General features: G+C 60.4%; 26 protein-coding genes. 18 read left to right on the top strand and 8 right to left on the bottom strand.

Annotated features, from left to right (window positions below; all coding sequences use genetic code 11):
- The first annotated feature begins 7 nt into the window (after positions 1-7).
- Complete coding sequence (locus ACHPFG_RS15125; protein ID WP_431703399.1) at positions 8-1,015, top strand: DNA-binding protein; 1,008 nt, start codon at positions 8-10, stop codon at positions 1,013-1,015.
- Here ACHPFG_RS15125 and gorA read toward each other — a convergent pair whose 3' ends face one another.
- A complete protein-coding gene (gorA, locus tag ACHPFG_RS15120; RefSeq protein WP_431703398.1) occupies positions 1,016-2,374 on the bottom strand; it encodes a glutathione-disulfide reductase in 1,359 nt (452 codons plus the stop codon). It lies immediately after the preceding gene.
- 99 nt (positions 2,375-2,473) lie between these two features.
- A complete protein-coding gene (gene galU, locus ACHPFG_RS15115) occupies positions 2,474-3,313 on the bottom strand; it encodes a UTP--glucose-1-phosphate uridylyltransferase GalU (RefSeq protein WP_003212579.1) in 840 nt (279 codons plus the stop codon).
- A 309-nt stretch (positions 3,314-3,622) separates the two neighbouring features.
- On the opposite strand from galU, the gene ACHPFG_RS15110 reads away from it, so the two are divergent.
- A complete protein-coding gene (locus ACHPFG_RS15110) occupies positions 3,623-3,808 on the top strand; it encodes a hypothetical protein (protein WP_131696218.1) in 186 nt (61 codons plus the stop codon).
- Positions 3,809-3,949: 141 nt separating this feature from the next.
- A complete protein-coding gene (locus ACHPFG_RS15105) occupies positions 3,950-4,231 on the top strand; it encodes a hypothetical protein (RefSeq protein WP_027606590.1) in 282 nt (93 codons plus the stop codon).
- Between the two features lie 9 nt (positions 4,232-4,240).
- Here ACHPFG_RS15105 and ACHPFG_RS15100 read toward each other — a convergent pair whose 3' ends face one another.
- Both ACHPFG_RS15100 and ACHPFG_RS15095 read right to left on the bottom strand, forming a co-directional pair.
- Positions 4,241-4,471 (bottom strand): hypothetical protein, encoded by a 231-nt coding sequence (locus tag ACHPFG_RS15100; protein WP_027606591.1) that lies wholly within the window; start codon positions 4,469-4,471, stop codon positions 4,241-4,243.
- Positions 4,472-4,491: 20 nt separating this feature from the next.
- Positions 4,492-4,842, bottom strand: a complete 351-nt coding sequence (locus ACHPFG_RS15095; RefSeq protein WP_431703397.1) for a hypothetical protein — start codon at positions 4,840-4,842, stop codon at positions 4,492-4,494.
- 212 nt (positions 4,843-5,054) lie between these two features.
- Here ACHPFG_RS15095 and ACHPFG_RS15090 point away from each other — a divergent pair, with 212 nt between their 5' ends.
- The 11 genes from ACHPFG_RS15090 to ACHPFG_RS15040 all read left to right on the top strand — a co-directional run bounded on the left by ACHPFG_RS15090 (position 5,055) and on the right by ACHPFG_RS15040 (position 14,798).
- Positions 5,055-5,357, top strand: a complete 303-nt coding sequence (locus tag ACHPFG_RS15090) for a DUF1883 domain-containing protein (RefSeq protein WP_003173824.1) — start codon at positions 5,055-5,057, stop codon at positions 5,355-5,357.
- Between the two features lie 24 nt (positions 5,358-5,381).
- Positions 5,382-5,549, top strand: a complete 168-nt coding sequence (locus ACHPFG_RS15085; RefSeq protein WP_431703396.1) for a hypothetical protein — start codon at positions 5,382-5,384, stop codon at positions 5,547-5,549.
- Positions 5,550-5,553: 4 nt separating this feature from the next.
- Positions 5,554-6,219, top strand: coding sequence for a DNA oxidative demethylase AlkB (gene alkB, locus ACHPFG_RS15080; RefSeq protein ID WP_131696216.1), 666 nt, complete (start codon positions 5,554-5,556; stop codon positions 6,217-6,219).
- A gap of 75 nt (positions 6,220-6,294) precedes the next feature.
- Positions 6,295-7,341 (top strand): bifunctional DNA-binding transcriptional regulator/O6-methylguanine-DNA methyltransferase Ada, encoded by a 1,047-nt coding sequence (ada, locus tag ACHPFG_RS15075; protein WP_431703395.1) that lies wholly within the window; start codon positions 6,295-6,297, stop codon positions 7,339-7,341.
- A 105-nt stretch (positions 7,342-7,446) separates the two neighbouring features.
- Positions 7,447-8,505, top strand: a complete 1,059-nt coding sequence (locus tag ACHPFG_RS15070; protein ID WP_431703394.1) for an NAD(P)H-dependent flavin oxidoreductase — start codon at positions 7,447-7,449, stop codon at positions 8,503-8,505.
- Between the two features lie 119 nt (positions 8,506-8,624).
- On the top strand, positions 8,625-9,383 hold the full coding sequence (modA, locus tag ACHPFG_RS15065; RefSeq protein WP_431703393.1) for a molybdate ABC transporter substrate-binding protein: 759 nt from the start codon (positions 8,625-8,627) through the stop codon (positions 9,381-9,383).
- Positions 9,384-10,064, top strand: coding sequence for a molybdate ABC transporter permease subunit (gene modB, locus ACHPFG_RS15060; RefSeq protein WP_131696212.1), 681 nt, complete (start codon positions 9,384-9,386; stop codon positions 10,062-10,064). It abuts the gene before it with no gap.
- 5 nt (positions 10,065-10,069) lie between these two features.
- Entirely contained in the window at positions 10,070-11,149 is a 1,080-nt protein-coding gene (gene modC, locus ACHPFG_RS15055) for a molybdenum ABC transporter ATP-binding protein (protein WP_431703475.1), read from the top strand.
- A 78-nt stretch (positions 11,150-11,227) separates the two neighbouring features.
- A complete protein-coding gene (locus ACHPFG_RS15050; protein ID WP_431703392.1) occupies positions 11,228-12,277 on the top strand; it encodes a DNA topoisomerase IB in 1,050 nt (349 codons plus the stop codon).
- Positions 12,278-12,401: 124 nt separating this feature from the next.
- The gene (locus ACHPFG_RS15045; protein WP_431703391.1) at positions 12,402-14,024 is read left to right on the top strand and encodes an ABC-F family ATP-binding cassette domain-containing protein; all 1,623 of its coding nucleotides are present in this window, start codon (positions 12,402-12,404) and stop codon (positions 14,022-14,024) included.
- 69 nt (positions 14,025-14,093) lie between these two features.
- The gene (locus ACHPFG_RS15040) at positions 14,094-14,798 is read left to right on the top strand and encodes a YoaK family protein (protein WP_431703390.1); all 705 of its coding nucleotides are present in this window, start codon (positions 14,094-14,096) and stop codon (positions 14,796-14,798) included.
- A 144-nt stretch (positions 14,799-14,942) separates the two neighbouring features.
- On the opposite strand, the gene ACHPFG_RS15035 is transcribed toward ACHPFG_RS15040, so the two are convergent.
- The 4 genes from ACHPFG_RS15035 to ACHPFG_RS15020 all read right to left on the bottom strand — a co-directional run bounded on the left by ACHPFG_RS15035 (position 14,943) and on the right by ACHPFG_RS15020 (position 16,758).
- The gene (locus tag ACHPFG_RS15035; protein WP_131696208.1) at positions 14,943-15,296 is read right to left on the bottom strand and encodes a hypothetical protein; all 354 of its coding nucleotides are present in this window, start codon (positions 15,294-15,296) and stop codon (positions 14,943-14,945) included.
- A 171-nt stretch (positions 15,297-15,467) separates the two neighbouring features.
- Positions 15,468-15,779, bottom strand: a complete 312-nt coding sequence (locus ACHPFG_RS15030) for an AzlD domain-containing protein (RefSeq protein WP_167656285.1) — start codon at positions 15,777-15,779, stop codon at positions 15,468-15,470.
- Positions 15,776-16,471 carry an AzlC family ABC transporter permease gene (locus ACHPFG_RS15025; RefSeq protein ID WP_431703389.1) on the bottom strand — a complete coding sequence of 232 codons (696 nt, stop codon included), beginning with the start codon at positions 16,469-16,471 and terminating at the stop codon, positions 15,776-15,778. The genes ACHPFG_RS15030 and ACHPFG_RS15025 overlap by 4 nt, the downstream gene beginning before the upstream one ends.
- 71 nt (positions 16,472-16,542) lie before the next feature.
- Positions 16,543-16,758, bottom strand: a complete 216-nt coding sequence (locus ACHPFG_RS15020; protein WP_025856028.1) for a hypothetical protein — start codon at positions 16,756-16,758, stop codon at positions 16,543-16,545.
- A 176-nt stretch (positions 16,759-16,934) separates the two neighbouring features.
- On the opposite strand from ACHPFG_RS15020, the gene ACHPFG_RS15015 reads away from it, so the two are divergent.
- The 4 genes from ACHPFG_RS15015 to ACHPFG_RS15000 all read left to right on the top strand — a co-directional run bounded on the left by ACHPFG_RS15015 (position 16,935) and on the right by ACHPFG_RS15000 (position 19,818).
- Entirely contained in the window at positions 16,935-17,291 is a 357-nt protein-coding gene (locus tag ACHPFG_RS15015) for a metalloregulator ArsR/SmtB family transcription factor (RefSeq protein ID WP_145337788.1), read from the top strand.
- Between the two features lie 19 nt (positions 17,292-17,310).
- Positions 17,311-18,594 carry an arsenic transporter gene (locus ACHPFG_RS15010; protein ID WP_259242619.1) on the top strand — a complete coding sequence of 428 codons (1,284 nt, stop codon included), beginning with the start codon at positions 17,311-17,313 and terminating at the stop codon, positions 18,592-18,594.
- 13 nt (positions 18,595-18,607) lie between these two features.
- Entirely contained in the window at positions 18,608-19,093 is a 486-nt protein-coding gene (locus ACHPFG_RS15005; protein WP_131696203.1) for an arsenate reductase ArsC, read from the top strand.
- Positions 19,094-19,206: 113 nt separating this feature from the next.
- Positions 19,207-19,818 carry a LysE family transporter gene (locus tag ACHPFG_RS15000; protein WP_131696202.1) on the top strand — a complete coding sequence of 204 codons (612 nt, stop codon included), beginning with the start codon at positions 19,207-19,209 and terminating at the stop codon, positions 19,816-19,818.
- Positions 19,819-19,887 lie beyond the last annotated feature (69 nt).

Here is a 19,887-nt window from a genome sequence, read left to right as displayed (position 1 = left end):
AGACCCCATGGCTCGCGGCGGCATTAATAAAGCAGTAGTTCAAACGGCACGCCTGGCGATCCTTGCCCGTGGCGAGAACCCCAGCATCGACGCGGTACGCATCGAGATGGGCAATACCGGCTCGAAAACCACGATCCACCGCTATTTGAAGGAGCTGGACGACAGTGAAGCCCGCCTGACCATCACCGAAGCCCCGATTGACGACGAGCTGGGTGAACTGGTTGCACGGTTGGCGCTGCGCTTGAAGGAGAAAGCTCAAGAGCCGATTGACCTGGCCCTTGCGCAGTTCGAACAGCAAAAAGCCGCCCTGCTCGCCCAGATCGAGGCGCTTGAAGAAGCTCACGCCGAACTCAAGCAGCAATTCGATATTCAAGCGGCCGCCCTGGCAGAAGAAAGCGCCGCCCTGCAAACCACCAGTACCAGCCTGCAAACCGAGCAAACCCGCAACGCCGGGCTCAGCCAGGCCTGCAGTGATTACGAACTGCGGATCAGCGACAAGGACGAGCAGATTCGCTCGCTGGAAGAAAAGCACCTGCACGCCCGCGAGGCGCTGGAGCACTACCGCAATGCGATCAAAGAGCAGCGCGAGCAGGAACAGCGGCGCCACGAAGGCCAGCTGCAGCAAGTACAGGCAGAACTGCGCCAAGCCCAGCAAAGCGCAATGGTTCGCCAGGATGAGATCACCCAGCTGCATCGCGACAATGAGCGCTTGCTGATCGAGCACCGAGTGACGACAAAGGAATTGGCTGCGCTGCTGGAAGAAACCCGCAAAAGCCAGGCCCAGCAACTGAAACTGAGCGAACACGTGAGCCAGATCGACAGCGAGCGCACCCTGCTTCAGGAGCGCCTGCGGGTGGCCTTGCTTGAAAGCGAGTCACGCCAACAAGCGCTGGCTGAGCACGGGCACACCAACAAGCATCTGGAACTGGAGCTTATGAAGGCCCACGCCACTATCGAAGCGTTGCGCCTGGCGGCCGCCGTTGCAGCGACGCCAGAGGCAACACCACCCACCTGATCAGTCCGCCACAGGCGTGCGCATGGTGACGAACTCTTCCGCCGCCGTGGGATGCACGCCGATGGTTTCATCGAAGTGCTGCTTGGTCGCGCCCGCCTTGAGCGCGATCGCCAGGCCCTGGACGATCTCGCCCGCATCCGGGCCGACCATGTGGCAGCCCAACACCCTGTCGGTGTCGGCATCGACCACCAGTTTCATCAAGGTTTTTTCCTGGCACTCGGTCAAGGTCAGCTTCATCGGGCGGAAACGGCTTTCGAAAATCTGCACCCGGTGCCCATTCTTCTTCGCCTCCTCCTCCGTCAGGCCGACCGTGCCGATATTCGGCAGGCTGAATACCGCTGTCGGGATCATTGCGTAATCCACCGGACGGTATTGCTCGGGCTTGAACAAGCGACGCGCTACTGCCATACCTTCGGCAAGCGCCACCGGCGTCAGCTGCACACGGCCGATCACATCGCCGATTGCCAGGATCGACGCTTCAGTGGTCTCGTACTGGTCGTTCACCTGGACGAAACCTCGCTCATCCAGTTTGACGCCGGTATTTTCCAAGCCCAGGTTATCCAGCATCGGCCGCCGGCCGGTGGCATAGAACACGCAATCGGCCTCCAGCACGCGACCGTCGTTCAAGGTCGCCTTGAGACTGCCATCGGCTTGTTTTTCAATGCGCTCGATATCCGCATTGAATTGCAGGTCGAGGCCGCGCTTGGTCAACTCTTCCTTAAGGTGCGTGCGCACCGAACCATCAAAGCCGCGCAGGAACAGATCGCCGCGATACAGCAATGACGTCTGCGCGCCCAAGCCATGGAAAATCCCGGCGAACTCAACCGCGATATAACCGCCACCTACCACCAGCACACGCTTGGGCAACTCTTTGAGGAAGAACGCCTCATTGGAGCCTATCGCGTGCTCACGCCCTGGAATATCCGGAATCTGCGGCCAGCCCCCGGTAGCGATCAGGATGTGCCTGGCTGTAAAACGCTCGCCATTGATTTCCACCTGGTGCGGATCAACCAGGCGCGCATGGCCTTCATGCAGGGTCACGCCACTGTTGACCAACAGGTTACGGTAGATGCCATTGAGGCGATTGATCTCGCGATCCTTGTTGGCGATCAGGGTCGCCCAATCAAAATTCGCTTCACCCAGGGACCAGCCAAAGCCACTGGCTTGCTCGAAGTCCTCGGCAAAATGTGCGCCGTACACCAATAGTTTCTTCGGCACGCAGCCAACGTTTACGCAGGTGCCACCCAGGTAGCGACTTTCCGCCACGGCCACCTTGGCCCCAAAGCCTGCAGCAAAGCGCGCCGCGCGAACACCGCCGGAACCGGCGCCAATTACATACAGGTCAAAATCGTAGGCCATTTCATTCTCCTCGGCAGGACATCAGCATACCGACTTACATGGGGCTGAAAAACGAAAAAGCCACCCGAAGGTGGCTTTTCAAAGGCAGGTCAGCGTGAATCAGTAAGCTTTGCCTGTCTTGTAGAAGTGCTCGTAGCAGAAGTTGGTGGCTTCGATGTAGCCTTCGGCGCCACCACAGTCAAAACGACGACCCTTGAACTTGTAAGCGATCACGCAACCGTCTTTGGCCTGCTTCAACAGGGCGTCGGTGATCTGGATCTCGCCACCCTTGCCTGGCTCGGTTTCTTCGATCAGCTTGAAGATGTCCGGAGTCAGAATGTAACGACCGATGATCGCCAGGTTCGACGGTGCATCTTCAGGCGCCGGTTTTTCAACCATGTCACGTACGCGGATCAGACCATCACCAATGTCGTCACCGGCAATCACGCCGTACTTGTTGGTCTCTTGAGGATCAACCTCTTGAACCGCAACGATGGTGCAACGGTATTTCTGGTACAGCTTGACCATCTGGGTCAGTACGCCGTCGCCTTCCAGGTTCACACACAGGTCGTCCGCGAGTACGACGGCGAACGGCTCGTCACCAATCAACGGGCGGCCGGTCAGGATGGCGTGGCCCAGACCTTTCATCTGGGTCTGACGGGTGTAGGAGAACGAGCACTCGTCCAGCAGCTTGCGGATGCCGACCAGGTATTTTTCCTTGTCGGTGCCCTTGATTTGGTTTTCCAGCTCGTAGCTGATGTCGAAATGGTCTTCCAGTGCGCGCTTACCGCGACCGGTGACGATAGAGATTTCATTCAGACCGGCATCCAGTGCCTCTTCGACGCCGTACTGAATCAGTGGCTTGTTTACCACCGGCAGCATCTCTTTGGGCATGGCCTTGGTCGCTGGCAAGAAGCGAGTGCCGTAACCGGCTGCTGGGAACAAGCATTTCTTGATCATATAAGTCCTTACAAAGGGCTGTGCGTACGGAATTCGGCGCAGTCTAATCAGGCCACAGTCACCTTACAATGGGTTCTGCTGGCGTTGCGATGTCATCATAGAGAAAAAATGTCGGCGTAAGTTCCGCTGATTTTACAAAGAGCGACTCTGCCGTCACGGTAAAAAACCCCGTTTCCTCATGTTTAAAGGGGCTGTAACCCTTTTAGCACGCTTTTCAGCCCAGAACACTGACCTGGAATAACTTGCGCGGCATTGGGACATTTGGCGCTATCATTACGGCCTTGAATCAGACCACGAGATTGTTAATAGATGTCAGAACCCAAAGGCGTGAACGGCTACCTGATCACCAAGCGAGCGGACGGCTGGCACCTGATCAACTTCCACGGAGACAGCGTCGCGGGCGTGTTCGAGAGCGAAAGCATGGCAATCGCGGTCGCCGAAGTATTTGTGGATGAAGCGGGCCACGCATCGAGCAAAAGGCCGAAGGGCAAGTAAGCCTGCAGGCCTGTGCAAAAAGCCCCGAACCAGGGGCTTTTTTGGGTTTTGCCTGTACCTAGATGGCAGTTCGCTATAATCTTTCAAAAACGCCCCACGACAGTGTCAGCGCCCCTCCCACACCCTCGACGACGAACACACATGAACAAATTTCTGGCACTGACTGCGGTACTGGCACTTGCCGGCTGCACCACCACTTCCGATGTCTACCTCAAAAACGGCGAGCAAGGCCTGACCATCGACTGTTCAGGTGAAGCCAACTCCTGGGCCAGTTGCTACGAAAAAGCCGATGCCTCCTGCGCAGGCACCGGCTATCGCATTGTCGGCACCGAGGGCACGCCATCGCTGAAAGAAAGTGACAAAACCCTGGGCCAGGATGTGGGCAACTACAAAAGTCGCAGTGTGGTGGTGGTCTGCAAGTAACCCCGAGGGTTACAGGTGGATCTCGGCAAATTTGATGCCCAGCTCCCGAAGGATCTCGCTCAGTTCGTCAAGACTGGCAAAGGACTCGACTTCATCCTGATCATCCACCAGAAAAAAGCTGCGACCGCCGCTTTTCTTGAAGAAGACGATCCACTCGCCCAGATCGGCGGGGTTCTGGATGACATGGGTGGCCGAGATTTCACCCTCGGCATGACGGGCTTTGACGTGTTCACGCTTCATATCGGCTTTCCCCAGCGGCATCAACCGGAAATGCACTCTTCCCCGGCTTTTTTCACGTCACCCGGGCGGATAGGCACGTTGGACATGCTTTCGTAGAGCTTGATGCTGCTACCGCTGGAGCGCTCTTCAATATCGAAAATTGCCGAAGGATCGGCGGAAAATTTCTGCGGCACGATGACCTGCACACCGTCTTTATGCGGTTCAATCTGCGGCGGCCGACGGGTGGCCGACAATTTTCTTACCACACACGCGGCGTACTCCTGGGGTTTTTTCCCGGAGATGACGGCCAACGTCGGCGGGGTCTGCTTGATATCTGCAACCGAAGCACACCCACCTATCGCCAAGGCCAGAACCAACACACTCCACTTCATACAAATCCTCCAATAAAGACCCTACGACAGCGGAGATAGTAATTTTCTCCCGCCCACGTAGGATTTATCTCTTATAACTCGGTAAATAACTGTTTTAAATTGTCGACGCCGTTGAAGACGGGCCGATAATAAACGCGCTGGGGCTGATAAACTCCATCTTAACCTACGTATCATTCTGATTTTTCAGAAAAAGCCCTTCTGGAGACACCCTCATGAAATTTATCCACCAGCGCGAGCACCTCAACGAGGGGGACATTGTCGTCATCGAATGCTCGCAGACTTGTAATATTCGCCTGATGAGTGACGCAAATTTTCGCAGTTTCAAGAATGGCGGCCGCCACACGTACCACGGCGGCGCGTTCGACAAGTTCCCCGCCAAGATCACCGCACCCAGCACCGGGTTCTGGAATATCACCCTGGACGTGGTGACACGCCGCGCAATCAGCGTCACGCGCAAGCCTGCGTTGTCCCACAAGATTCGCATCGTACGTCGCACCAGCACCAAGCTGAGCTGACTCGAACAGCCACAGGAAATCACCGTGACCACCACTACCAAATACGTGATCAAGTACAAGCTCAATGGCGAACGTCGCTTTGAGTTCGCCCAACTTACCACCAGCAGCGTGGAAGAGGCCCTGCAAGCCCTGGCGAAAATCCACGATACCAGCGATGAAATCACCGACATCAACGTGAGCAAGGCGCTGTAAGGCGATGCCCGGCCCCACAGATGACCTGTTCGCCGATGACGCCCTGCAACAACCAGCAGCACGTGAGCAGATCGGCGAACAGTCTTACGTGCTAAGGGGATATGCCCTGCCCTGGATTGAGCGCCTTCTGCCAGAACTGCGCCGTGTGCTGGCGCAATCGCCGTTTCGGCAAATGGTGACGCCCGGTGGCTTTACCATGTCGGCAGCCTTGAGCAGTTGCGGCGCGCTGGGTTGGACCAGCGACACCAGCGGCTACCGCTATACGCCCCTGGACCCTCGCACCCGGCAGCCCTGGCCAGCGCTGCCGGACACCTTGCGCCAACTGGCCATAGAAGCCGCAGCAGACGCCGGGTTTGTCGACTTTGCCCCCGACGCCTGCTTGATCAATCGTTATGTTCCGGGCGCGAAAATGTCCTTGCACCAGGACAAGAATGAACGTCGCTACAGCGAGCCCGTCGTGTCGATATCCCTTGGACTGCCGGCAGTTTTCCTGTTTGGTGGTCACGCGCGTAGTGACAAGACCCGCAAGGTCTCGCTGTTCCATGGTGATGTGGTGGTCTGGGGCGGGGTCGATCGGCTGCGCTTTCATGGGGTGACGCCGATCAAGGAAGGCGTGCACCCGATCATGGGCCCGCAACGTATCAACCTCACTTTTCGCACCGCCGGCTGATTTGACCGCAAGCTTCGGAGTGCCAGGCCACTGCGGCACGGCTAATCTGGCCAGGATCCGTCAAGAGTGCCAACTATGACTACCGAACAAGATCTGCGCTGGGCTGCGATTCTTGCCCGCGATCCGAAAGCCGACGGGCTGTTCGTCTACGGCGTAAAAACCACTGGTGTGTATTGCCGCCCGAGCAGCGCCTCGCGATTGCCCCGCCCGGAAAATATCGAGTTTTTCGACACTCCGGCACAGGCCGAGGCCGCCGGTTATCGCGCCAGTAAACGCGCAGCCGGTGACCAGACGCAGCTGGCTGCGCAGCATGCGCAATTGGTGGCTGACGCGTGCCGGCAGATCGAACACGCCGACACCGCGCCCAGCCTCAACACGCTGGCGAGCCGGGCCGGACTGAGCCCGTTCCATTTCCACCGCGTGTTCAAAGGCGTGACCGGCCTGACGCCCAAGGGTTACGCCAGCGCCCATCGCTCACGCAAGGTGCGCGAGGGGCTCAAGGGCCCGCATTCGGTAACCGATGCGCTGTATGAAGCCGGCTTCAATTCCAACAGCCGCTTTTATGAGTCGGCCAACCAATTGCTTGGCATGACGCCCAGCGACTACAAGGCCGGCGGCACCAACAACCAAATTCTATTTGCCGTCGGGCAATGCTCGTTGGGTGCGATCCTGGTGGCGCAGAGTGCCCGTGGTGTGTGTGCGATTCTGCTGGGGGATGACCCGGACAAACTGGTGCGCGACCTGCAGGACCAATTCCCCAAGGCCAACCTGGTGGGCGCCGACCGTCGTTTCGAACAGCTGATCGCCCAAGTGGTGGGGTTTATCGAGGCTCCCGCCCTGGGCCTGGACCTGCCGCTGGACCTGCGCGGCACCGCGTTTCAGGAGCGGGTATGGCAGGCCTTGCGCGAAATCCCGGTGGGCAGCACGGCCAGCTACGCGCAGATCGCCCAGCGTATCGGCGCACCCACGTCTTTTCGCGCGGTGGCCCAAGCCTGCGGAGCGAACAGCCTGGCGGTGGCGATTCCCTGTCATCGGGTGGTGCGCAGCAATGGTGATTTATCCGGCTATCGCTGGGGGGTTGAGCGCAAGCGGCAGTTGCTCGAACGCGAAAAAGACCACTGACGTGCACGAAATGCCCACCTCGTCCAGTGAATAAAACAGACTGGCCGGGTGCCAGGTACCCTGCTAAAACAGCGAAAAAACCGACTGACGCTGGAGACGCATCCCATGAGCACCTGGCCAGACACCCGCATTCTCGACCTGCTCGGCATCGACGTGCCTATCATCCAGGCGCCGATGGCCGGCGCCACGACCGCCGCCATGGTCATCGCCGCCAACGAAGCGGGCGCCCTGGGATCGATGCCGGCGGCCACACTGAGCATCGAGCAACTGCGCGCCGCGCTGACCAGCATTCGCCAGGCCAGTACGCGCCCCATCAACGTCAACTTTTTTTGCCACCAGCCCCCTGCCGCCGACGAAGAACGTGATCGACGCTGGAAGGCTCTGCTGGAGCCCTACTACCGTGAACTGGGTGCCGATTTTGAGGCGCCAACGCCGGTTTCCGATCGCGCACCGTTCAACGACGCGGCTTGCCAGGTGGTTGAAGCGTTCCGGCCCGAGGTCGTCAGTTTTCACTTTGGCCTGCCGGAAAAATCCCTGCTGGATCGGGTAAAAGCCACCGGCGCCAAGGTGCTGTCGTCAGCCACCACCGTTGAAGAGGCGATCTGGCTGGAGCAGCACGGTTGCGACGCGATTATTGCCATGGGCATTGAAGCCGGGGGGCATCGCGGGATGTTCCTGAGCGACGACCTCAACAGCCAGATAGGCCTGATGGCATTGGTGCCGCAGATCGTCGACGCGGTGACCGTACCAGTGATTGCGGCCGGTGGTATTGGCGATGCACGTGGCATCGTCGCAGCCTTGGCGTTGGGCGCTTCAGCGGTGCAGATCGGTACGGCGTATCTGTTCACCCCCGAAGCCACGATCACAGCCTCCCATCACCATGCGCTGCGCCATGCACAGGCCAGCGAAACCGCCCTGACCAACCTGTTCACCGGGCGCCCGGCGCGAGGCATCATTAACCGGGCAATGCGGGAGCTGGGAGCGATCAACCCCACGGCACCCGCGTTTCCCAGGTCCGGCGGCGCATTAATACCGCTCAAGGCCAAGGACGAAGCAGGCTTCAGCAACCTGTGGTCCGGCCAGGCGCTACGCCTGGGTAAAGACACAAGCACCTATGAACTGACCCGCGAATTGGCCGAGCAGGCGTTAGCAAAGCTCAAATAGCGCTTTCACCTGCGGCAACTTTGCACTGTACCGACAATGGCCAACCGCTATATATTCCCATACATAGCGGTTACATCTTCTACCTATAACAGGCCGTACAGTCCCCTAGGAGCTGCTTCATGAAGATTCACGCCTTACGCCTGACCATGCTGGCCGCCGCGTTCGCTGTCGGTTCGGCCCATGCCGATGAGGTCCAGGTAGCCGTAGCGGCCAACTTCACCGCACCGATCCAGGCGATTGCCGCCGACTTCGAAAAAGACACTGGCCATAAGCTGGTCGCGGCCTACGGCGCCACCGGGCAGTTCTACACCCAGATCAAGAACGGCGCGCCGTTCGAAGTGTTCCTGAGTGCCGACGACACCACCCCGCAAAAACTCGAAAGCGAAGGCGACACCGTCAAAGGCTCGCGCTTCACCTATGCCGTGGGCACCCTGGCACTGTGGTCGGCAAAGGAAGGCTATGTGGACGCCAAGGGTGAGGTCTTGAAGAGAAAGGAATTCAAGCACCTGTCCATCGCCAACCCGAAAGCCGCGCCTTATGGCCTCGCCGCTACCCAGGTGCTGGCCAAGGAAGGGTTGACCGAGAAGGTCAAGGACAAGCTCGTCGAAGGCCAGAACATCACTCAGGCCTTTCAGTTTGTCTCCACCGGCAATGCCGAGTTGGGTTTCGTCGCCTTGTCGCAGATCTATAAAGACGGCAAAGTCACCAGCGGTTCGGCCTGGATCGTTCCGGCAGCCCTGCACGACCCGATCAAACAGGACGCGGTGATCCTCAACAAGGGCAAAGACAGCGCCGCAGCCAAGGCCCTGGTCGAGTACCTCAAGGGGCCGAAAGCCGCTGCCGTTATCAAGTCCTACGGTTATGAGCTGGCCAAATAAATGCCCCTGTCGAGTGCCGATTTTTCCGCAATCTGGTTGACCCTCAAACTGGCGTCACTGACCACGGTGATCCTGCTGGTCATCGGCACTCCGATCGCCTTGTGGCTGTCGCGCACCCGTTCATGGTGGCGCGGCCCTATCGGCGCGGTGGTGGCCCTGCCGTTGGTACTGCCGCCCACGGTCATCGGTTTCTACCTGCTGTTGACCATGGGCCCCCATGGCTACGTTGGCCAGTTCACCCAATGGCTCGGCCTGGGCACCCTCACCTTCAGCTTCGCCGGGCTGGTGATTGGTTCGGTGATCTATTCCATGCCGTTCGTGGTGCAGCCGTTGCAAAACGCCTTCTCCGCCATCGGCACTCGCCCATTGGAAGTGGCCGCGACCCTACGCGCCAATCCCTGGGACACCTTCTTCACCGTAATCCTGCCCCTGGCGCGCCCGGGTTTTGTCACCGCGGCCATTCTGGGCTTTGCGCATACCGTCGGCGAATTCGGCGTGGTGCTGATGATCGGCGGCAATATCCCGGACAAAACCCGTGTGGTCTCGGTGCAGATCTACGATCACGTCGAAGCCATGGAGTATGCCCAGGCCCATTGGCTGGCGGGCGCCATGGTGGTATTCGCGTTCCTCGTGTTGCTGGCGCTCTACTCCAGCCGTAAAACCAAGATGGGCTGGAGCTGATGTCGATGATCAATGTGCGCCTGAACGTGAAGTACCCAGGCTTTGCCCTGGACGTGGACCTGCAGTTGCCCGGCCGTGGGGTGACTGCGCTGTACGGGCACTCGGGCTCCGGCAAGACCACCTGCCTGCGCTGCATCGCCGGGCTGGAGCGCGCCGAAGACGGGTTTATCCAGATCAACGATGAAGTCTGGCAAGACAGCCGCAACAGGCTGTTCGTGCCTCCGCACAAGCGCGCGCTCGGCTACGTGTTCCAGGAGCCGAGCCTGTTCCCCCATCTGTCGGTGCGGGCCAACCTGGAGTTCGGTCTCAAACGCATCGCGCGCCCGCAACGCCGGGTGGATATGCTTCAGGCTACGGAGTTGCTGGGGATCGGCCATCTGCTTGAGCGTCACCCCCAACACTTGTCAGGCGGTGAACGCCAGCGCATCGGTATCGCCCGTGCCCTGCTCACCAGCCCAAAACTACTGTTGATGGATGAGCCCCTGGCCGCGCTCGACAGCAAGCGCAAAGGTGAAATCCTGCCCTACCTGGAACGCCTGCACGACGAACTGGACATCCCCATGCTGTACGTCAGCCATGCCCAGGATGAGGTGGCACGCCTGGCCGATCACATCGTGCTGCTCAGCGACGGCAAGGCGCTGGCCAGTGGTCCCATCGGCGAAACCCTGGCGCGGCTCGACCTGCCCCTGGCGTTGGGGGACGACGCGGGCGTGGTGATCAACGGCAGCGTCAGCGCCTACGACGATCACTACCAACTGCTCACGCTGCAACTGCCCGACAGTGCCCAGCATCTGCGCGTGGCCCATGCACCGCTGGCGTTGGGCAAGGCGTTGCGGGTCAAGGTACAGGCACGCGACGTCAGCCTCAGCCTGCACGCCGGAGAGCACAGCAGCATCCTCAACCGCCTGCCGGTGACGGTTACCCAAGAGATTGCAGCGGATAACAGCGCCCATGTGCTCGTGCGCCTGGACGCGGATGGCACGCCGTTGCTGGCGCGTATCACGCGGTTCTCCCGTGACCAGTTGCAACTGCATCCCGGCCAATCGATGTGGGCACAAATCAAAGCGGTCGCAGTACTGGCGTAAAAAACCTTTTGGCACGACCGCATACGGCTGCGGTCAATCAGGCAGACCGGTCTGATTTTTTGCCAAGGAATTTGCCCCATGCCCGACTCCGCGCTGCCCGCCGACCTGCCCCGCGACCTGCATTACGTTGACGACACCCAGCCCGGCATCCGCCGCAAGCAAGTGCGCGGCAAGTTCCAGTACTTCGACGCCAAGGGCGAGCGCATCCAGGACGCCGATGAGATCAAGCGCCTGAACGCCCTCGCCGTCCCTCCGGCCTATACCGACGTGTGGATCTGCGCCGACCCGCGCGGCCACCTGCAAGCCACCGGCCGCGACGCCCGTGGGCGCAAACAGTACCGCTATCACGCGCGCTGGCGCGAGGTGCGTGACAGTGACAAGTACGCTCGGCTGCAGGAATTCGGCAACGCCCTGCCGAAACTGCGCAGACAGCTGGAAGCGCAGATCGCCGAACCCGGCTTCACCCGCGAAAAAGTCCTGGCCACGGTGGTGATGCTGCTGGACGCCACGCTGATCCGTGTCGGCAATACCCAATATGCACGCGACAACAAATCCTACGGGCTGACCACCCTGCGCAACCGCCATGTGGATGTGAAAGGCAGCGAAATCCAGTTCCAGTTTCGCGGCAAGAGTGGCGTGGAGCACCAGGTCAGCGTCAAGGACCGGCGCCTGGCCACAGTGGTCAAGCGCTGCCTGGAGTTACCAGGGCAAAATCTTTTCCAGTACCTGGACGAGGACGGCGAGCGGCACACCGTCAGTTCCCATGACGTCAACGCCTACCTGCACGACCTTACCGGTGCCGACTTCACCGCCAAGGATTACCGCACCTGGGCTGGCACCGCCATGGCGCTGGCGGTGCTGCGGGAGTTGGAATGGCAACCGGAATCCGACGCCAAGCGACATGTGGTGGCGATGGTCAAGGATGTCGCCAAGCAGTTGGGCAACACGCCCGCCGTGTGTCGCAAGTGTTATATCCACCCGGCCGTGCTGGAGCATTTCAGCCTGGGTGAATTGTCCAAGCTGCCCAAGCCACGGCTGCGCAAAGGCCTGAAGGCCGAGGAAGTCGCCTTGGCGATGTTCCTTGAGCAACTGGCCGCCGACTTGCCCCAGAAAGCCAAGGCGGGTTAGGCTCTGCCTCCCTTCTGACTCCCGGGACGACCGCCGACGTGAACCACTAAGCCTTCCAAAATGTATCTGCAACGAGCCGCAAGGCGCGCTTGTTGGCCTGTTCGACATTTTTTTGGAGGTGCTGATGACTGACGTCAACCGGCTGCCCGTATTGGTTTCCCTGCAACACCTTTGCTTCCAGTTCGCCAACGGCGAGACCTTGCTGGACGACCTGAGCCTGTCCATCAACCACACGCCCACCGGCATCGTGGGGCGCAATGGACGTGGCAAAAGTATCCTCGCCAAACTCATCGCCGGAGTGCTGCTACCCACCAGCGGCTCACTCGATTGCGCGGCCAGCGTGGCCTATGTGCCGCAGAACCTGGCGGTGACCGCAGCGGAAACCGTCGCCCACATTGCCGGGGTCGCCGAGGCATTGGCGGCCCTTGAACGCATGGCCCGGGGCGAAGCGCAGGTCGACGACCTGGCGCTGATCGACGATCGCTGGGACCTTGCCGATCGTTTGCGCCGGGCCCTGGATGCAGCAGGTCTGGAACAACTCGGTTTTGCAGCGCCGGCCGAGCGACTCAGTGGCGGCCAATTGGCTCGAGTCGCGATAATCGGTGCGCTGTTGGCCGCCCCCCAACTGCTGGTGCTGGATGAACCCACCAACCACCTCGACAGGGCTGGACGCACCTGGTTACTGCGTGTGCTGAAGGATTGGCGCGGCGGCCTGGTGGTGGTCAGCCATGATCGGCAATTGCTCGACACCATGGGCCGCATCGTCGAACTATCGCCCCTCGGGCCACAGGTGTATGGCGGTAACTACCAGGCTTATCGCACCCAACACGATGGGCAGCAACAGGCCGCCATCGCTGCGTTGGAACACGCTCGCCAGGCACGCAGCCGCGAACGTCGGCGCCTGCAAATGGACCACGATAACCTGCAACGTAACGCCGCCCAATCGCGCAAACACGCAGAGACCGCCAACGTGGACCGGTTTACCAGGGCCCGGTGGAAAAGCGCCGCCACCGAGGTCGTCGACACACGGCACCGCGCACACCTCGCCGACAAAGCCCGGTTGGATGACCAGGTGCGCCAGGCCTATGCGCGCGTCATCGATGAATCCCCCACCTTGTTGGCTTTGCCAGGCTCAGCGGTGCCCAATGGTCGACAGGTGTTGGCCCTGGTCAATGCCCGGTTACCGTGGCTGGACCACCCAGCGCTCACCCTTAACCTGATGGGCCCGGTGCGCGTTGCCGTGCGTGGGCCAAACGGCTGCGGAAAATCCACCTTGCTCAAGCTGCTGGCGGGCCAATGGCAGCCGCTCAGCGGTGAATGCCACGTGTATGTGCCCAGTGCCTATATCGATCAGCACCTGGCGCTGCTGGACGACCGGCGCTCCGTCGTCGAACAGCTCGAACTGCTCGACACACCACTGGCCGAAGCCGAACTGCGTACGCGCCTGGCGTTGCTGCAACTGGATGCCCTGCGGGTGACACAACCGGCCGCGCACCTCAGCGGCGGCGAGCGCTTGAAAGCCGCGATGGCGATTGCGCTGTGGCGTGAGACACCCGCGCAACTGCTGTTGCTCGACGAGCCCACCAACCACCTGGACCTGGAATCGGTGAACGCTTTCGAGCAGGCGTTGCGAGGTTTTACCGGGGCGATGGTGGCGGTCTCCCATGACGAAGCATTCGTTCAGGCGATCAAGCCGACTCACCTTTTGACGTGGGAGACTGAGGGTTGGCGCCTGGAGAGTGTCTGAGGTCATTGCGCGCGCAATCAAAGCGTCCTAGGGTAGTGGCCGGATAATCTCACCGAGGAAGCCGGCCCTATGTTGCCTTCGCCCCACAAGCCTTATGCCAACGCCGCACTGGCCCATCAAAAGCGCTGGCGCGGCCGCGTCGGCCTGATGCTGGTGGCCAGCCTTTCGGTATTGGCGGGCATGACTGACGCCATCGGCTTTATGGCCAGCGGCGACTTTGTTTCGTTCATGAGCGGCAACACCACGCGCCTGGCAGTGGCCATCAGTGTTGGGGATCTCGGCTTGACCGCACGCCTGCTGTTGCTGGTCGCCACATTCGTCGCCGGTAACGCCTTGGGTGTAGTGGTCAGCCGTCTCAGCCGGCGCCATGCCTTGCCCCTGCTGCTGTGTATTGCAACGTTGCTCTGCGGCGCAGCCTTGTTGCCCTTCGCCGATACATTGCCCGCGCTGCTGGCGGCGATTATCGCGATGGGCATGCTCAACGCAGCCGTGGAAGAGGTCAACGGCTTGCCGGTGGGTCTTACCTACGTCACTGGGGCGCTGTCACGCTTTGGGCGCGGACTGGGACGCTGGATGCTGGGGGAGCGCCGTAACGGCTGGCGGGTGCAACTGATTCCGTGGGCGGGAATGTTTGTCGGCGCGGTGATCGGCGCGTTGCTGGAGCAGCACATGGGGCTGAAGGCGCTGGTGGTCAGCGGTGTATTGGCGGGCGTGTTGGGGCTGGTGTCGCTGAAGATTCCCCGGCGCTGGCATTTGGGTTTTATGCCGCGATAAGGAACAAAGGTGCCCGCCCGACGCTTAGGCCTCGACGTCCGTGTACTGGTAAAGAGCCATTATGTCGGGCGGGCGGATTGAATCATAAGCGAATGTCCAACGGCTGTCCCGCCGGGCGTTTCCCAAAATGACTAAGGCAACGGACTACAGACAAGTCGCGAGTGCGGCCAAACGACGTTTGGCCGGCATCGTATCTTCAACGGCGTAGTACTTGACGGACGAACCGGCGCCGGCGCTTTGCACGTCGACGAAGTAATCGCCACCCGTGGTGTAGACAGTGAAACCACCGGCGCCGTTCGGCTCTTTGAAGCCTCCGGCGTCGACGCCAAACACGCTTTCGTCCTGCCAGCCAAACTGGATGCACTCGGCAACCACCAGCGTGGCCTTATCCGATGCCATGGCCTTGTACGGAGCCCCCAAGCGCGCCTCGTTCATCTTCGATCCCGCGCAACCGGCCAGTGCTACCAATACCAATGCGCCCATTACCACCTTGTGCATGCCATTGCCTCGTTGGAAAAAACGCGACTGTACCATTGCCGCAAGGCTGACTGACGCCGCCATGAATTTTGTTTCACTGTGGAGCGAGAATGTGCCGCCTATAGTGGCCTGGCTCATTTTTAGAAGCCTTCCTTCTGCCCGCCCTCCCGCGGGCTTTTTTTCGCCTGCGCTTCAGAGCCACCAGCGAAACAGGTAGAACAGCGCCATGCTCAGCAGCACGGTAATCAATACGTTGCGCGTCCAGAACATCAGCGCCACCGCGCAGATACCTGCCAGCAAATACGGATTGGCCGGGCTGAGGTTGAGCTGGTGGTCGGCGAGGAAAATAATCGGCCCGCAGATCGCCGTGAGCATGCCCGGCACCGCAAACCCGAGAAACTCCCGCGCACCACGGTTGAGGCGCACCGGCAGGCGCGGCTCGATAAACAAATAGCGGTTGAAAAAAACCACCAGGCCCATGGCCACAATCATCAGGTAAATCATCGCTGCCCAACCCCCAGTCGTTTGCAGAAAAACCCTGCGCTCATGCCCAGCACGCCCGACACCACCACGGCCGACTCCCAGTGCAGGAAGCTCAGCCATACGGAAAACAGCAGCGACACCGCCACGCAGATCACCGTCGGCACGTCGCGCACCACCGGGGTGATCAGCGCAATAAAGGTGGCGGCAATCGAGAACTCCAGGCCCAACTGATCGAGGCCGGGGATGCTTTTGCCCAGCACGATACCGGCCAGGGTGAACAGGTTCCAGATGATGTAAAACGTCAAGCCGACGCCCAGGGCATACCAGCGATTAAAGGTTTCGCGGTCATAGTGGCTGACCAGCGCAAAGAACTCATCGGTCATCAGAAAGCCCAGGCTGATGCGCCAGCGCGTCTTGAGCGGCGAAAGAATCGGGCGCAGGTGCATGCCATACAGCAGGTGCTGGGAGGTCAGCAGCAAGGTAGTCAGTACAATGGAAATAAGACTGGCGCCGCTCTTGACCATGCCAATGGCGACCAACTGCGCAGCGCCGGCAAACACTATGGCGGACAAGCCCTGGGCTTGCAGGGGGGTGAATTGCGCATCGATGGCCATGGAGCCGGCCAGCAGCCCCCAGGGCGCACAGGCCAGGGACAAGGGAATGACGGCGATTGCGCCGCGAGCGAACGCGTAATGAGGTAAGGCAGCAGGCATGGAAACGGCTCATCGACAGACAGTCGACAAGCATGCCAGCCCTCTAAGGGGCTTGTCTTGAACGATCTTGCTCAGGCGAGCCTGACCGACACCTGCTCCACCGAATCCCGCGCCTCACGCAGTTCGTGAGCGTCCTGGTTGAGACGGTGAATCGTGTTGAGCAACCTTTGGCGCAGCACTTCATCGCCGAGCTTTTCGACGGCACGCATCAGGTCGAACGCCGCGGTTTCGTTATTTTCCGCGACGGAGTCCAGGGTCTTGCGCAGGTTGCGAGTGGCACGGGTCACGCGGGTCTTCCTTCATCAGCAATGGGGAGGCACTTTAGGACATTCGTGTTTCATTTTAATTTCAATCACTTGTGGCGTTTTTCCCGAGCTTTGATCCATATCAATTGAAACAGGATTTGACCAAAATATATGGAAATACGTATATTCGAATTTTCATATATGCGTAGGTCATGGTCATGTCGGCGCCCCTTACACCGCCCACCTTGTTCAAGTGCCTGGCCGACGCCACTCGGGCGCGGCTGACGTTATTGATTCAGCGTGAAGGCGAACTTTGCGTGTGCGAACTGATCCATGCCTTGGACGACAGCCAGCCAAAAATCTCCCGCCACCTGGCGCAACTGCGCAGTTGCGGGCTGCTGCTGGATCGTCGTCAGGGCCAATGGATCTACTACCGCGTCAACCCGGCACTGCCCGATTGGGTGACCCAGGTGCTGGACATCACCCTGCAAGCCAACCAGCCATGGTTGCACAACGACGCACAGCGTCTGGGTGCAATGGGCGACAGACCACAACGAGCCAGCACCTGCTGCTGAACCACCGGAGCGTTTATTCATGCTTGTCGCAGTCGCCATTTTCATCTTCACCATCGTCCTGGTCATCTGGCAGCCCAAGGGCCTCGGGGTGGGCTGGAGCGCCACACTGGGTGCGATCCTGGCCCTGGCCTGTGGCGTGATCAGCCTGGCCGATATCCCGGCGGTATGGCACATCATCTGGAATGCCACCGGGACGTTTGTCGCGCTGATCATCATCAGCCTGCTGCTGGATGAGGCCGGATTCTTTGCCTGGACGGCGCTGCATGTGGCGCGCTGGGGACGCGGGCGTGGCCGGCGCTTGTTTGCCTATATGGTGCTGCTCGGGGCGTTGGTGTCGGCGCTGTTTGCCAACGACGGCGCGGCGCTGATCCTCACGCCCATCGTGATGTCGATGCTGCTGGCGCTGCGCTTTTCCCCGGCGGCGACCCTGGCGTTTGTGATGGGCGCGGGGTTTATCGCAGACACGGCGAGCCTGCCGCTGGTGGTGTCGAACCTGGTGAATATCGTCTCGGCGGACTATTTCAAGATTGGCTTCAATGAATATGCCGCCGTCATGGTGCCGGTCAACTTCGTCAGTGTCGCCGCCACCCTGGCGGTGCTGCTGTGGTTCTTTCGCCGCGATATTCCGCAGACCTACGACCCCGCCGACCTGGCAGACCCCGCCAGCGCGATCCACGACCGCGCCACCTTCCGCGCCGGCTGGTGGGTGCTGGGCATCCTGCTGATCGGCTGCTTTGCCCTGGAACCGCTGGGCATTCCCATCAGCGCGATTTCCGCGGTGTGCGCCGTGCTCCTGCTGGTGATCGCCGCCAAGGGCCACAAGATCTCCACACGCAAGGTTCTGAAGGAGGCCCCGTGGCAGATCGTGGTCTTTTCCTTAGGGATGTACTTGGTGGTCTACGGCTTGCGTAACGCCGGCCTCACCACCTACCTGGCGACTTGGCTCGATACCTTTGCCACTTACGGCGTATGGGGTGCGGCCATGGGCACTGGGGTGCTGACGGCGTTGTTGTCCTCTGCGATGAACAACCTGCCGACGGTATTGATCGGCGCGCTGTCCATCGAGTCCAGCCATGCCGTGGGCGTGGTCAAGGACGCAATGATCTACGCCAACGTGATCGGCAGCGACCTGGGCCCGAAAATTACTCCCATCGGCAGCCTGGCCACCCTGCTGTGGCTGCATATCCTGGCGCGCAAAGGCATCACCATCACCTGGGGCTACTACTTCAAGGTCGGGATCGTGCTGACCTTGCCGGTGCTGCTGATCACCCTCGCCGCCCTCGCGTTGCGCCTGAGCATCTGAAGGAGAGACCTCAATGAAAGTCCTGTTCATGTGCACCGCCAACAGCTGTCGCAGCATCTTGTCCGAAGCGATGTTCAACCACCTGGCCCCGCAGGGTTTTGCCGCGGTCAGCTCCGGCAGCTTTCCCAAGGGCCAGGTCCTGCCGCGCAGCCTGAGCACGTTGCAGGCGGCGGGCATCCGCACCGAAGGGTTGTACAGCAAGGGCAATGACGCATTTGAAGGCAGCCCGCCGGATGTGGTCATCACCGTCTGCGACAAGGCGGCGGGTGAAGCCTGCCCGGTGTATTTCGGGCCGGCGGTGAAGGCGCATTGGGGCTTGGAAGATCCTTCGGATGTGCAGGGCGATGAAACCAATATCCAAGCCGCATTCGACGCAACGCTGGCGACCATCGCCACCCGTTGCCGAGCGTTTTTCGCCCTGCCCTTTGCCCACCTCAGCCCTGGCGAGCTAAAGGCCGAGCTCGACCGCATCGCGCTGCTGGAAATGACCACGCCCTGACGGCTGGATGAATCCCCCGTTGGCAAGCGGGCTTGCCACAACAGTTTCTGCAGATATGGATCGCCGACCCTCTGCCAGCGTATGCTCTCGCACTTTCCTGAAAGGACGCGGGCATGCTGACGATCTTTTTTTACGCGCTGGTATTCGGTTTTGTGTTTTGCCTCTCCCCTGGCGCCGTGCTGGCGGAGACGTTGCGCCGTGGCTTGCTGCACGGTTTCACACCCGCCTTGCTGGTGCAGTTTGGCTCGCTGGTAGGCGATGCCGTGTGGGCGGTGATCGGCCTCACCGGTATCGCGCTGTTGATCCAGCATGACGCTGTGCGCGTGCCGCTGACGATCATCTGCGCGCTGTACCTGGCCTGGTTGGGCGTACGCAGCCTGATCGACGCCTGGCACTTGCCCGAAGCCGATGATGCACCGGCCAGCACCCGACAAAATGCGCTGGCCGTGGGCGCGGCAATCTCCCTGGCCAACCCGAAAAACATCGTCTACTGGGGAGCACTCGGCAGCGCGCTCTCAGGCATCGTCGGCGCCACGCCCAGCCATGGGCAGACGCTGATGTTTTTCGCCGGCTTCATGTTGGCTTCGGTGCTGTCATGCTTTTTGATCGCTGCACTGGTGAACCTGCTGCGCAAGAACGCATCGCCCACTTGGCAGCGCATCAGTTATGGCGCCTGCGGTTTGGTATTGATCTATCTGGCCATTCTCGCCGCACGCGGCATATGAAGTTATATATCGGGTAACTTTCGAAGGTCTCTTGTCTGAATGAACGCTGAATACCGGGCTATCTAATTA

The organism is Pseudomonas sp. BR20 (assembly GCF_050780135.1).
Lineage (GTDB): Bacteria > Pseudomonadota > Gammaproteobacteria > Pseudomonadales > Pseudomonadaceae > Aquipseudomonas.
Note: the sequence above shows the minus strand (reverse complement) of the source record. Positions and strands in the feature narration are given on the sequence as shown.